A 13301-nucleotide genomic window follows, 5' to 3' on the forward strand; every position below is an offset into this window, starting at 1 on the left:
TGGGGGCAGGTCAAGGGCTTCAGACGCCAAGCAGACGCCCCAGCGTCTGTGGCGGGGGATTGAACAGCAGCGCCGCCGTCCCCACCTTGACGGTCGGCACCACGCGCCGCCCACCGCTCCACCGGATGATCTGCTCCGGCGCGCCGTCCGTTTGTTCAATGTCGGTTTTGGTGTAGGGCGTGCCAGCGGCTGTCAGATAGCTCTCCAGGTGGCGGCAGTCGGGACACCACCCGGCGCTGTACACGTTGACCGGCTCGCCGGTCAACGGCACGCCCACGCCCGGCGCATAGGCCGGTGCCAGCGTGTTGGGGTTGGCCTTGAAAAACAGCGCGCGAATTTTTTCACCAATCCGCACAATCGGAAAACCGGCTTCAGCCACGTCCTTCCAGGCGGCCACGGTCTGGCGTGCGGCCTCATCCTGTGTGATGTCCAGAACTTTGAAATTCACATCGAGACCCTGAAAAAAAGCCTGAAGCTGACCCACTTCCGCTGCGTGGGTGCCGTCGTCGTAGATGTAAACCATTTCATCGAGCATGGGTTCCTGCCTTTTTGCTTCCGGCGCGGCCGCCGGCCATCAGGTATGGCAATCGAAATCGTTGACGCCCAAGGGGATCGAGCCTAACATTCAGCTATTACCGGGCGATACTTTCACTTTCTTCGTTCTCACGTCGAGAGGTCGGGTATGGCGTATTCCTCCGAAGGTCGAAGAACCGTGCATACCATCGAGACGCCGCGCGGGAAAGTTTCCATTCCCGACAAGTTGTACTTCAAAATCGGCGAAGTGTGCGAGATCGTCGGCGTCGAACCCCATGTCCTGCGCTACTGGGAACAGGAATTTCCCCAACTTGCTCCCCAGAAGAGCGCCGCCGGACAGCGCCTCTACCGGCGCAAGGATGTCGAAATCGCCCTGCGGATCAAAACCCTCCGTGAAGACGAAGGCTTTACCATTGCCGGAGCCAAAAAACGGCTTTCGGCCGAACGGGCCGCAGCCGGTCGGCTCAAAGTCGTTCCCATTGAACGCCCCGCCGAAACGACGGCGGACACCGGCCCGGCTGAAGAGACCCCGCCCACTCCCAAAGCAACCCTCACGCCCAGTGAGGCGCTGGCCACGCTCCGGCAGATTCGGACGGGACTGGAGGACATCCTCACGCTGCTTCGCAACGCCCCACGTTAGTCTGTTCCCGTTCAGGGAAGGTTTACCCGCCGGCAGTTGCCGCCGGCCGGAAGGCATAGCTTACCCGTTCCATCCGCACGCGCCCGGCTGCCGCCGACTCCATCGTGACGACATCAAACGCCTCCACGACGGTCAACAGCGACGGGATGTTCTGCCCCATGAAGGGCACCGACGCATCGTCCGCTTCACCTTCCAGCGGCTCCAGCCCCGATGCACCGGGAGCATCAATCAAGCGCAAAGCCCGCTGGTAATCCGGCGCCAGCGCCCGCAGGCGAACCGTCGCCTGCCGGTACGTTCCGGTCAGGTTACTGGCCGGACGGACGGCCGCTCCGCCCGCCGTACCGTCCAGCCGCGCTTTGAGCCGCCTGGCATAGTCGGCCGAACTGGCCATTACCACCAGGTCACCGCTGACGAAATAGGCTCCACAGCGTTCGAGCGGCACGGCCGTACGCGGCACGACGACGCCCGTGGACGTGACCTCCCAAGTCACTGGCGGCGTGGTGCCGGCGACGAAGTACCGCCGCGCGATGGCCCGTGCCAGCGCTGCCTCGTACGCCTTTGTATCGAACGGCCGCCGGCAGTGCAGCGCCAGCGCGCGCTCGAACGTCACAAACGGCGCGCTGCCTTCCGCTGTGGTTTCCCCAAGCCAGGCCAGGCAGGCCGGTTGGGCCGACCGGAACAGGCTGGTGAGTTCGGACTCCAGCGGATCGGGTGGGCGGGTGCCGGCTGCCTGACGTGCAGGCGGACGTGAAGACAAGGCATCGGGGTCATCCACATCCCGGTCAAAGCGTTCATCCAGACGCTCGTAACGCCCACGGCGGGCCGTACTGGAAGCGGTGTCCTCAATGACCCGAATCCGTGGCAGGTCAGAAGCCGCCACCGGGCGCGGCAGCGGAAACAGAATGCCCACAGCAATCTGCGCCGGGACGTTGCCCGCGTCAACCGGCAGGGTTTCAACGACGGCAAAGGGCGAGGCATTCAGCAGACGTGCCACCACCGGCTGCTGCTGGGGCGTGAACGCGGCCGGAACGGCGCGCCCGGAAGTCAGTGACCAGCGGCGCTCCACAAGCCCCTCGGAAGTCAATTCAAGGTCAGCCAGCGTGGCTTCAACCTCATCCAGCCCCGGAGCTTTTGCTCCATGCACCCAGTAGTAGCCAAAGTAGGGCTGCTGGCGCAGACGTGGCAGATCGGTCCACAGCGTTACGTCATGGGGCGTAAACCCCTGCGCCGCCGCCAGTGTCGGGCCCATGGACGCTAACACGTGGTCATCGCCTTTGCCGTCCAGGTTGTCGAGCGTCCGCTGCATGAGCGCTTCACTGGTGGCCACCACCAGCTTGCCGGGCGGCGTGGCGACGCATAGCCCCTGGCGCAGCCGGCCGCCATCCGTCGCCAGTTCACGCACAAGGTAGGGCTGTCCGGCCGCCGTCGTACGTGCTTCAAAGGTGGCCTTGCGGGCCAGCAGGGGCGTTGCGGCCGCCTGCTGGGCGGACAACTCGGTGACAAACACCAGTTCGAGCTTGCCCATGTCATACAGGGCAATCGCCGTGGCTTTGCCGGCCATTTGCATCACGGTGTCTTCTGTGAGGGTGACGCCCACGCCCTCTTCAAACTCCCGGATGCGCTCATTGAGTTTGGCCCAGAGCCGTGACCGGCGAAAGGCGCGGAAGCTGTCGCTGGCGTAGTAGCGGTCGTGTACGGATGACGCACGCCACTGCGCGAGCAGTTTGCCGAGGTCACGCGCCTGAACGTAAGCCAGTGCGCCTTTTGGCAGGAGACGCGCCAGGGCCAGACCGTCCTGCCCGGACACCAGATGCCCCGTCACGCCCAGCAGCGTTCCCGTGGCGACCAGCAGGAGAACGATGCCACCCCAAGCCGGGCGGCTCAACCGGAACACACGACGCATATACAGGCTCCCCTCCGGCTGGTCTTACTTCACCCGCGCCAGGACGTAGGTCAGGTCATCGTGCTGGGGGGCGGCCCCCACGAAATCCCGAATGGCGGCCGACAGCCGGGCCGAAATCTCGGCAAGGGGCAGGTGTGCGGTTTCGGCAAGCAACGCCCGAACCCGCTCCTCGCCAAATTCCTCGCCCTGCTCATTCGTGGATTCGGTCACACCATCCGTGTAGAGAAACAACAAGTCTCCCGGCTCAAGCTGGGTTTCCTGCACTTCGTAGGTTCCCCAGTCAAACATCCCCAAGCAGAAGCCACCGCTTCCAAACGTCTGCCACTCACCCGTTCGCGGGCGGTACAGGAGCGGATCGTTGTGTCCGGCATTGATCGAGCGGAAACGCCGGGTTTCAAGGTCCAAGACGCCGTAAAAGAAAGTGATGTAGTTATACGAGGGCGACGCTTTGTAAATGACCTTGTTCAGGCGCGTCACCGTTTCCGCCAGGTCGTGGCTTTCCACCAGCGCCCGGAAACTGGCCTGCAACGTGGAGACAAGCAGGGCGGCCGGCGTTCCCTTGCCCGATACGTCAGCAATGACAAGACCCAGTTTGGGTTCATCAAAGCAGATGTAGTCGTAGTAGTCCCCGCCGACCTGGCGGCAGGAAATGTTTACGCCGATGGTTTCGACCGTATCGAACACCGGCGAGGTATCCGGCAGGATACGCTTCTGAATGGCCGCAGCGACTTCCAGTTCCTTCTCGATGCGCTCTTTTTCAATGGCTTCCTGGTGCAGCCGCGCATTTTCGATGGCAATGGCCGCCTGCGTGGCAAGCGCCAGCAAAAACTGTTCATCTTCCTCGGTAAAGGGGGCATAACCTTCGCGGGTCTGTTTGTCACAGACCATGAGCGCCCCCACCACCTGTCCGCTGACGATGAGCGGCAGGATGGCATAGTTTCGCGCGCCGCCCTGTTCCCGCTCGTTGAGTCGGCAGCCGCGCTGTTCGGCAATGACAATTTCGTGAATGGCCCGCGGCCGCACCTGGTCAAGTGGTAGCAGCGCCTTGGGGGGATATTCGGCGTACATCCCAAACGAGGCGGCCACGCGCAACCCTTCCTTCTCCAGGGAAAACAGCACGCCCGCGCTGGCATCGAGCAGCATCACTGCCCGCTGGATGATTTCATTGGCCATCGGGTCCAGCTCATGGAGCGCCCCAATGGCCAGCCCCACGTCATAGAGGGACTGCATTTCCAGCACTTTGCGCTTGAGCCGGAAGTTGGCTTCCTGAAGCTCGCCAATGATCTGGAAGTTATAGAGGGCCAGGGAAGCGTGCTGGGCCATCGTCGCCAGCAACTGCAAGTCATCCGATGTGTAATCGCTTCGGCCAAACTTGTCACTCAGGCTGAGCACTCCGACGAGCCGGCCGCCAACCGCCAACGGCACCCAGAGCCGCGCCTGCAGGGCCGCAAAGGCGTCCGGTGCTTTCCGCACCAAATCCGTTAGTACCTGGTCCTTGGCAAGCAGGTCGAGCGGCTTCATAGACAGGCGCAGCCGTTCCACCACATTTGCCGGAAGGGGGATGGACGGCGGCGACTCAATGCCGCGCGCCACCAGCGGGCGGAGTTGTTCGGAAGCCGTATCGTAAAGCAGAATCGCCCCTTTTGAGATTGCCAGGGTCCCCAGAATCAGATGGAGCAGTTCCCGGGCCGTCGTCTCGAAGCTCCCCCCGGCCGTGGTGGCTTCGCCAATATCGGCCAGGGCGGACAGGCTGTAGAGCAGGCGTTCGATGCGGTCTTCACTGATGGCAAGCGACGAATTGGGTGTGGCCGTGGAGGGTAACGACATCGTGGCGTTCCTGGTACGTGACAGTTCTGATCAGATGACACCCCGCCATCCGGCTAACCGGCCAGGGCTTCGGCTTCGGTTTCATAGACTTGGGCGTACTGGGTCAGGCCCATGATTTTGAATGTCTTGGCAATGATGGGCAACAGGCAGCAAAAGGCGATGGAACCCTGAAGTTCCTGGGCTTTCTCGATCATTTCAATCAGGATCGAAATCCCGATGCTGTTGACAAGCTGGGTCTTTTCAAGATTGAGCACGAAGTGGCGGTAGCCTTCGGCCGTCCAGCGGTTGAATTCATCCAGAATGCGCTCACCGGCAAGGTTGTTGATGTAGCCTTCGACGGTAATGACGATGAATTTTCCAGCCTGGCGACTCGTAACTTTGAAAACTTCGCTCATAAGGTTTGTATCGAATATCAGGAGGGTGATGGGCAAGGCGTACTGCGCCAGGGCTGGCGAACCGCAGGGAAGCTGCGGGTCAGGCGCACTTTGGCAGGCGTTTTTTCATCACCAGCCGTGTTCCCTGGGGACTCGTGAAATACTTCACGTCATCCATCAGACTTTCCATCAGCATGCGTCCGTAGCCACGCCGTTGTAGTGGGCGCAGGCTGGGCCGCTCCGAAGGGTCAAAGCCCTGTCCGAAATCCTGCACCACCACTTCAAGTTCTTCGTCATGGACGGCAAACTCGACCCGCACTTTGGGGATGGTGCTGCCACTGTGCTCGAACGCATTGAGAATGCCCTCGACCAGCGCCATCTTGATTTCAGCCAGACAGTCGGGCCCAAGGTGTATCTCTGTTGCCAACTGCTCTGCCACCCGGGCGGCCTCCAGTTCATTGTCGTGAGCAATAGGAATTTCAAGCTCAATGCGCTTTGGGACGTTGGCACTCATCGGAAGCCTCACCGGGGCAGCAAAGTGAAGGGGAAACAACAGGGCGCATCACCTGACAATGTCATCATGCACCATGCTCCTGCGGATGCGCAAAGCCATGCCAGGGTGTGACCAACTGGCAGGTTATTTGACTGGCTCAAAGCCTTTGAATTCATAGGTCACGCCAAAGGTCAGCCCCCGGCGCGGACTCAACCTGGTCAACCCGGCCACCCCGGCCAAGTCCCACTGAAAACCGGCGGCCCGCCAGCGCGCCCCCAGACGCACCTGCGCCTGGCTTTCCAGTCCCGGCACCGGCGTCCGGGGGTTGTAGCGCCCGGCCACTTCCCCAAGCACATCCACCCGTTCCGTGACGCGGTAGATGGCCGCAGCACCGTAGGTCAGTACGTCCTGCTGCGCGCCGGGCTTGACTGGACTTGTCAGGATGCCGACACCCAGATTGCCAAAGAGGTTGAGCCGCTCCCGGGCCATCCGCTTCCCGACAAGCACCATCCCGAACACGTTCGTCGCATTGAGTCCGATGCCGCGTGCCTGATCACTGTTCGGAAGCTGGACGCCAATCCGTACGCCAAGGCTCGGTGCGCGGCGGGTTTCCTTCCGCAGCTTGATTTTCGTCCACAGGGTGAAATCACTTGCCCCGGAAGTCGAGGTGGCGCCGGGAGCCAGGGACAGTGGAATGGCGCTTGTCCCACGCTCACGAATGCTCAGATAGTCGCGCAGACTTCCCTCGACAGAAAAACCGACATTGCTGTTCAGCCCGAAGTGTACGCCCAGTACCACCGGACGGAAGAGATCACCCCGCAGGCCGGACAGACCAAAGCGCTGGTTCTGGAAAAAATCAGCCCCGGCCTGAAGGCGTATCCGCCCGGTCTCCACAATGTCCACGTCCTCGGTCAGGAGCGGCCGCTGCTGCGCTGCCGCTGGCATTCCCAAGGACGACAGCGCCCACCAACCCGCCGCCAGCAGGACAGCCGCCCACCGGAGCCACCTGCCAGGTGTCGGCCGGGCGGAACACAGAGCATCAGGCAGGTCATAGCTGGCAGGCATCTTCCCGATTGACATCCCCCATAGCGCCGTCCGGCGACGGTCATCAGTTTGGCACAACCCGCGCTGCGCGAAATCCGAAGTCGCGCCGCAGCTCCTCGCTGACCTGGTTGGCTGTTGTCAAGTTGTACAGGCCGACTTTGACCAGGTACAACTCATTTCCGGTCTCGGCGGTCGGGCGTGTCACAAAAGCGCTCGTAAATCCCTTGCGATTCAGCTCGGCCACCAACCGGTTGGCCTCATCGGCCGTGGCCACGGCGGCCACCTGCACGGCATAGCGCGCATCGGACAAGTCAATGGCACGTTCCGGCGGACGCTCCGGCGGAGTGTCAGCAACGGGCAGCGGACGCCGCATCGCTGGCGCAAAAGGAAACAGCTTGCCGACATTGACGCCCAGCGCAAAAAAGACGGCACACGACACCACCCAAACCACATAGCCACCCACCAGCGCGCTCACCCGCCGGCGGGGCGTTGCCGGAAGCCAGTCCGGGGATGATTCCGGCGGTCGCGAGGCAGGCCGGGAAGCAGGCATGGCGGGAGTTGACAGCGGTGCTGGCGCAGCCGTCCAACCGGTCGGACTGGACACACCGGTTTTCAGTGACACTTTCATGGCCACCAACGATACCAAATCCCCGGTGCGGCACGGTGCCCTAAAAAGCCGTTCCGCGCTGGAGACAGGGTCTCACCCACCAGGCAAAGTTACGCCCCAGCTCGCACCTGGACAACGAAAAGTTTGAACTCGCGCCCGATTTCAGCGATAGTAGAACTACGCCGGCCTGTTTCCTGCAACCTGACATCATCGGCGACTGCTCGTGTCCCCGGAGCGTACATCCCTCGGTTCCTGCGAGGCACGATGCCATGAGCGAATCGAATGTGCCGCTGCTTGAACGCGGTTTCTCAAATCTGCTTGTGACGGGTATTCTCTACCCGATGACCTGTCTGCCCTTCATGCCCCTGACGGGGATTTACCAAACCGGCAAACTTGTTTTTGAGCAGCTCAAGGATACTCCGCTTGGGAAGACACCGACGGCGCATATCACGGCCACAGCCGTCATCACACCGGTCATCATGATCCCACTGATGGTGCCCCTCGGACTGGCCCAGGGACTCACCTTTGTCTCGGACAACGTGGCCAAACACGGCATTGACAAAGGGGTGGAAAACCTCATCGGCAAGATCACGGGCGTTGTCCGCACGACAGCGGGCAGCGCACTCAATCGCGGGAACTGAAGTTTCCAGCCAGACTTCAGTGACCGGGAAAGTCGGGTGACACGATGCCAACGCTACTTGCTGTTGAAGCACCAGTTGAAGTGTGCACCTGTGGGGCAACCATGGAGGCCGTAGCTCAGCCGGGACCGCGCCGGTTTGACTACCTGTGCCCCGCCTGTGACAACCGGAAGTCCAACTACGCTGCCATCACCCTCCGCAACTCAAAAACCAACCGGGTTCACCGTGGCTGGCTGGTCGGGCGAACCAAGCCCATCTACATTGGCCACGTGCTCTACCACCAACTGACCATCGAAATCTCCCAGCAGGACGGCGCAGAAATGTGCCACGACCTCAGCATGCGCCTGGCCTACGGACGGAAACCACACGTCACGCTGGAGATTGCCGATGGGCGTGCCCGGGGTGATCTCATCTTTTTGTTCAACCGGGGTTGGATGGAGGACGAGCAGCACACCACGATTGTGCTTGAGGAAGTCGGGCGTTCCCTGTTCGAGTAAAACGCCGCCAACCGGTTGCCAGGCGCGTAACGGCCGGTGACCACAGCCGCGCAAAGCCGTAGGAAGCCACCGGCCGCCACGCGCCAGCTTCGGATGGCGGGCAAGTGTGGCAGGTATGCCGACCGGTGGCACTTGGCGGGGCAGCCCGGCTTGTGTAGTCTCCAGCCTGTCCCGGCCCAACCGGCGCGGAGCGCACGCCATGTCTCTCGCCTACATCCTGCAAGACCTCGACGATCCCGACTTCGAGGATATCCACGGCGACGATGAAACTGGCGGTTTTGCCGCCGACAAAGCCCTACGCCTGCTTGTCTCTTCGCTCTACACGAGCTGGCGTCCCGGTGATGGTGTCCCATTTCTGGCGGCCGCGCGGGTGGCGCTGACCTCCGGTGAACCAACCGTGGCGGCCTCGGTTGTCCCGGATGTCCTGCTGGCACGGGGCGTCACGCTGGCAGCCGAGTGGTGGAAACCTGTCCATCGCATCTACCAGGTTTCGCGCCTCGGTAAGGCGCCTGATCTGGTTCTCGACCTTCTGGCGCATAACTCCGGTAAGGCTGAGGCGTCCGACCGGCGGCATCAGATGTATGAACAACTTGGCGTCACCTACCGCGTGATCTATGACCCCTGTGGACTGCTGGCAGACCAGCCGGTAACGGTTTTCGAGCGGCAGAATGGACGCCTGACTGCCCGCCAGGACATGCAACTGCCACACCTGGGGCTGGGGCTGACCCTCTGGCGCGGGACGTTTGAAGGGCGAACCGACACCTGGCTGCGCTGGACCGATGCCCACGGCAACCGGCTTCTGACCGGCGACGAACTGGCCGCTTACTGGCACCGCCGGGCCACCGAACTGGAAGCCGGGCAGCAGTCCACTTCTGCTATGGATAGCTCCACTGTAACCTGAACCTACGTCCTGGCACCCAGCTCAAACCGTTCGTGGATGGCGCTGACCGCGGCTGCGGCTTCAGATTCGTTCACAACGAACGAAATGTTGATTTCTGAGGAGCCTTGTGCGATGGCGATGACATTGACCTGCGCTGCGGCCACAGCGGAAAAAATCCGCGCGGCAATTCCCGGACGCCCCCGCATCCCGGCTCCGACTACGGAAACAATCGCCACCGGCGTGAGCACTTCCACCCGCTCAACACAGCCGTGGTGAAACTCCAGGCTGAGCGCCTTGACCAGCGCCGACCGGGTACGCTCCGCCTCCCGGTCTTCAACCATGAAGCAGAGATTGTTTTCGGATGACGACTGGGAAATCAGCAGCACGTTGACCCCGGCGGCCGCAACGGCGGCAAAGGTTCTGGCGGCAATCCCCGGCACGCCGAGCATGCCCCGTCCGGCGACGGTCAGCAGCGCCAGCCCGGTGATGGAAGTCACCGACTTGACATCGGCATGCCAGTCCCCAGTGGTGGCGGAGACTTTCGTCCCGGCGCCTTCCGGGCGAAAGCTGTTTTTGATGTAGAGCGGAATCCCCTTCGGGATGAGAGGAAGCAACGTCTTGGGATGCAGGACCTTGGCCCCGTAGTAGGCCAGTTCCCCGGCTTCGGCATAGCTGATGTGGGGCAACACCTGGGCATCGGCCACCAGGCGCGGGTCGGCCGTCATGAAGCCGTCGGCATCCGTCCAGATGACCACGGCTTCGGCTTCGAGTGCCGCGCCGAGAATACCGGCTGAGTAATCCGAGCCGCCGCGCCCCAGCGTCGTTGGGACGCCATCGGGTGTAGCACCAATGAAGCCTGTTACCACTGGAATCTGCCCGGCGTCCAGCAGCGGCAGGAGCCGTTCGCGGGTCGCCAGCGCCGTCGCCGCCAGGTCGGGCACCGCTGCACCAAAGGTATCATCGGTGATGATCAGCCGGTCGGCGTCGCACGCAACGGACGCCAGACCACGGCTGTTCAGCGCGGCGGCGACGAGCCGTGCCGAAAGCCGTTCACCGAGACCGGCAATGAAATCCTGCGCCCGTGGCGGCAGTTCACCCACAAGCGCAATCCCTTCCCCGATGCGCGCAAAGCGGTCAAAGAAGGCTTCGAGTTCAGCAGCCACGGCATAGTGGGCCGCACCGTCGGACACCAACTGTTCGAGCGCTTCCAGGTGCCGCGCCCGCAAGGTCGCACCGGCGGCAGTAACGGCCACCACGTCTCCCTGCGCGGCCTTCCGGGTGGCTTCGAGCAGCAGGTTCGTGATGCCGCTCATGGCCGACACCACCACCACCAGCCGCGTCTTCCGTTTCCGTTCAGCTTCCACAATGGCAACGAGCTGCTGAATGCGCTCGGCGTTGCCTACCGACGTGCCCCCGAACTTATGAATCTGCACTAGCGAATCTCAACCGTGAGTGAGTATTTGATGGGAGTGGTGAGCTTCACGGGCTTGATCGGCCAAACATACAGAAAGTAATCCCCCCTCACTGGAAGTGTCACTTCTCCAGTGCGGGTCGGTGGCGCGACACCGGTGAGCGGTTCGCCGCCCGGCTCTTCCTTTCCGTCTATCTCATCATAGACCGAAACGCCCAATTGGGGATTTGTCCGACTCACGGCAAAGGTCAGGGTTTGCCCGGCGTTAGCCCGAAGAACATATTTGCGCCACGTTGTCCGGGGCGGCAGCACCCCCGTCACCGTGGAGGATGAAGCGCCGGGCGTAAAGCGGATGCGCGTCGCCCGCCTGCTTTGCCCCAAAACAGGAGACACCGCCGTTGCCAGCGACACGACCGCCCCGACCATCAACTCGCGTCTTGAAAACCTGCGCAGCATACTTCTGAATCTCATTTCTCCTGAAGGGTTGCGGTAGCTGCCGAAGCACAACCTGCCGTCTTCGCGTTCGGCGCATCCTTGAACGGCACACGCGGATGCAGCCCCAGCTTGTTCAGAAGCTGCGCGTCTTCGTCATAGTCGTTTGTCGGCGACACCCTGGTGAGCATCATTCTGGCATCGCTGGAAAAAATCGAGTTCGCCCCGGCCAGAAAGCACAGCGCCTGGGCTTCTTCGGAAAGTTGTGTGCGGCCGGCCGAGAGGCGAATGACCGAACGCGGCATGGCAATGCGCGCCGTGGCAATCACCCGCAGCGTTTCCCAAACGGAAACCTCAGCCTCGTTTTCCATTGGCGTCCCCGGCACGCGCGTCAGCAGGTTGATCGGCACGGATTCCGGGTGCGGGTTCATTGTCGCCAGCGTGTGCAGCAAGCCGATGCGGTCGTCAGTGCTTTCGCCCAGACCAAGGATGCCCCCCGTGCAGAGGGTCACGCCGGTTTTGCGTACGTTGGCAAGCGTCTCCAGGCGGTCGTCGTACGTGCGGGTCGTGACTACCCGCCCGTAATACTCACGCGACGTATCGAGGTTGTGGTTGTAGGCGTACAGCCCGGCTTCTTCGAGCCGCCGGGCCTGGGCCTCGGTCAGCATGCCCAAGGTACAGCAGACTTCAATGCCCAGCGCATTGACGCTGCGCACGATGTCCAGCACGGCCTCGAACTGGGCATCGTCGCGGACGTTGCGCCACGCCGCACCGAGGCAGACCCGACTGACCCCGTGCGCTTTGGCGCGCTCGGCAATCGCCACGACGGTTGCTTTGTCAAGCAGAGGTTGTGCCGCTATACCCGTTTCATAGTGCGCGGACTGCGAACAGTAACCACAGTCTTCCGGGCAGCCGCCGGTTTTGATGGAAATCAGACGGCAGACCTGGACTTCCTGCGGGTCGTGGCAGGTGCGGTGTACCGTGGCTGCCCGGTGGATGAGTTCCAGCAGGGGCAGGTCGTGAAGGGCGCGCAGTTCGTCGCGCGTCCAGTCGAAGCGAACCAGAGGTTGTGACATGTGAAGTCAGTCTCGATGCCTTTCAGAAATCACCACGGCGAACACAGCCGGGAGGCCCTTCAGAACACGACGACAGTCGGGTAGAGCGGGACGGTCCACACCGGGCTGACGTAGTACGGACTGAGGTACGGCGTATAGTACACATACGGGTCTGTGATGACAAAATCGTAGTCGTACACGGTCTCCGTCGTGGTGGTAGTCGTGGTGGCGGGAGACGCCGAAGCCGCTTCCAGCGCCCGCTGTTCGGCTTCGATTTCCTGCCCGCGCCGTACCAACTCCAGCATGATCTGCCCGCCGCGCGTCAGCAGGTCCTGCATTACGTCATCGGAAGTGACTTCGAGCGTGCGGCTGGGGTCATTGGGATCGGTCGTCGTGTAGCCCAGTTCACAGGGATGCAGATTCGAGTTCACGATGGCCAGGATTTCATCCCACAGTTCGCCTGACAGAATCCCCAGTTCCCACTTTCCATCGGCATAGTCGTCAAAGCGCCCTTCCATCACGAAGGACATAAAGACGATTTCGACCGGATCGAGCTTTTTGTAGATGGCCACAGCCACGCGCAGGTCTTCCCAGCGTTCCTGCTGGAGGTAGAGCTGCCAACCGGCGTCGTCGAAGTCGTAGTAGCGTTCAAAGGCAAACTCGCCGGTCGCCAGGTCCACGGCACAGTAGATGTCATAGACCGTAAGGTATTCCTCATACCGCTGGCGAAAGGTACGTACCCGCGCCTTGCCTTCTTCTGTCGGAACGTAGTAAGCGCCTTGGATTTCGATGAGGTGCTCGTTGAACAGCATCTGGAGTACGTCCCGCAGCACCATTTCGTCCGGGTCGGTGGGAGCCACGGCAAAGCGTCGGCCTTTGCGCACCATCTTGTCGAGCACGAAGATGCTGGCAAAGCTGCGGCGCTGGGCTTCGGTCAGGGTGTAGGTGTGTTTCGTCATGGGCATC

Annotated in this window: 15 protein-coding genes; 4 read left to right on the top strand and 11 right to left on the bottom strand. The window is 62.0% G+C overall.

The genetic code is table 11. The features are described 5' to 3' along the window. Window positions 1-19: 19 nt before the first annotated feature. Window positions 20-535 (bottom strand): glutaredoxin family protein, encoded by a 516-nt coding sequence (locus J8C01_RS09030; RefSeq protein ID WP_211431694.1) that lies wholly within the window; start codon window positions 533-535, stop codon window positions 20-22. Between the two features lie 177 nt (window positions 536-712). Between J8C01_RS09030 and J8C01_RS09035 the strand changes: the two genes are divergently transcribed. Beyond that, entirely contained in the window at window positions 713-1174 is a 462-nt protein-coding gene (locus J8C01_RS09035; protein WP_014100315.1) for a MerR family transcriptional regulator, read from the top strand. A 22-nt stretch (window positions 1175-1196) separates the two neighbouring features. Here J8C01_RS09035 and J8C01_RS09040 read toward each other — a convergent pair whose 3' ends face one another. From J8C01_RS09040 to J8C01_RS09065, 6 genes are all read right to left on the bottom strand, one after another. Further along, the gene (locus J8C01_RS09040) at window positions 1197-3077 is read right to left on the bottom strand and encodes a hypothetical protein (protein ID WP_211431695.1); all 1881 of its coding nucleotides are present in this window, start codon (window positions 3075-3077) and stop codon (window positions 1197-1199) included. Between the two features lie 24 nt (window positions 3078-3101). Further along, on the bottom strand, window positions 3102-4904 hold the full coding sequence (locus tag J8C01_RS09045) for a GAF domain-containing SpoIIE family protein phosphatase (protein WP_211431696.1): 1803 nt from the start codon (window positions 4902-4904) through the stop codon (window positions 3102-3104). Between the two features lie 53 nt (window positions 4905-4957). Continuing rightward, window positions 4958-5299: an STAS domain-containing protein gene (locus J8C01_RS09050; protein ID WP_014100318.1), complete on the bottom strand. Its 342-nt coding sequence runs from the start codon at window positions 5297-5299 to the stop codon at window positions 4958-4960. A gap of 79 nt (window positions 5300-5378) precedes the next feature. Then, a complete protein-coding gene (locus tag J8C01_RS09055) occupies window positions 5379-5792 on the bottom strand; it encodes an ATP-binding protein (RefSeq protein ID WP_014100319.1) in 414 nt (137 codons plus the stop codon). Window positions 5793-5915: 123 nt separating this feature from the next. Further along, the gene (locus J8C01_RS09060) at window positions 5916-6836 is read right to left on the bottom strand and encodes a hypothetical protein (RefSeq protein ID WP_211431697.1); all 921 of its coding nucleotides are present in this window, start codon (window positions 6834-6836) and stop codon (window positions 5916-5918) included. Window positions 6837-6879: 43 nt separating this feature from the next. Continuing rightward, entirely contained in the window at window positions 6880-7365 is a 486-nt protein-coding gene (locus J8C01_RS09065; protein ID WP_211431698.1) for an SPOR domain-containing protein, read from the bottom strand. Between the two features lie 326 nt (window positions 7366-7691). On the opposite strand from J8C01_RS09065, the gene J8C01_RS09070 reads away from it, so the two are divergent. From J8C01_RS09070 to J8C01_RS09080, 3 genes are all read left to right on the top strand, one after another. Then, window positions 7692-8063 carry a hypothetical protein gene (locus J8C01_RS09070; RefSeq protein ID WP_014100322.1) on the top strand — a complete coding sequence of 124 codons (372 nt, stop codon included), beginning with the start codon at window positions 7692-7694 and terminating at the stop codon, window positions 8061-8063. A 44-nt stretch (window positions 8064-8107) separates the two neighbouring features. Continuing rightward, window positions 8108-8557 (top strand): hypothetical protein, encoded by a 450-nt coding sequence (locus J8C01_RS09075; RefSeq protein WP_148264004.1) that lies wholly within the window; start codon window positions 8108-8110, stop codon window positions 8555-8557. Window positions 8558-8756: 199 nt separating this feature from the next. Next, window positions 8757-9458: a Uma2 family endonuclease gene (locus tag J8C01_RS09080; RefSeq protein WP_211431699.1), complete on the top strand. Its 702-nt coding sequence runs from the start codon at window positions 8757-8759 to the stop codon at window positions 9456-9458. Between the two features lie 2 nt (window positions 9459-9460). Here the strand turns inward: J8C01_RS09080 and J8C01_RS09085 are convergent, their stop codons facing one another. From J8C01_RS09085 to J8C01_RS09100, 4 genes are read right to left on the bottom strand one after another with little or no spacing between them, the layout of a single operon-like run. Then, window positions 9461-10870 carry an aspartate kinase gene (locus J8C01_RS09085; RefSeq protein WP_211431700.1) on the bottom strand — a complete coding sequence of 470 codons (1410 nt, stop codon included), beginning with the start codon at window positions 10868-10870 and terminating at the stop codon, window positions 9461-9463. Further along, window positions 10870-11304, bottom strand: coding sequence for a hypothetical protein (locus tag J8C01_RS09090; RefSeq protein WP_211431701.1), 435 nt, complete (start codon window positions 11302-11304; stop codon window positions 10870-10872). Before J8C01_RS09090 ends, J8C01_RS09085 begins: the two co-directional genes overlap by 1 nt. Window positions 11305-11315: 11 nt before the next feature. Then, complete coding sequence (bioB, locus tag J8C01_RS09095; RefSeq protein WP_014100327.1) at window positions 11316-12356, bottom strand: biotin synthase BioB; 1041 nt, start codon at window positions 12354-12356, stop codon at window positions 11316-11318. 59 nt (window positions 12357-12415) lie between these two features. Then, window positions 12416-13294: a hypothetical protein gene (locus J8C01_RS09100; protein WP_148264006.1), complete on the bottom strand. Its 879-nt coding sequence runs from the start codon at window positions 13292-13294 to the stop codon at window positions 12416-12418. Between the last annotated feature and the right edge of the window lie 7 nt (window positions 13295-13301).

The sequence above is a fragment of the Chloracidobacterium sp. D genome, assembly GCF_018304685.1.
Taxonomy (GTDB): domain Bacteria; phylum Acidobacteriota; class Blastocatellia; order Chloracidobacteriales; family Chloracidobacteriaceae; genus Chloracidobacterium; species Chloracidobacterium thermophilum.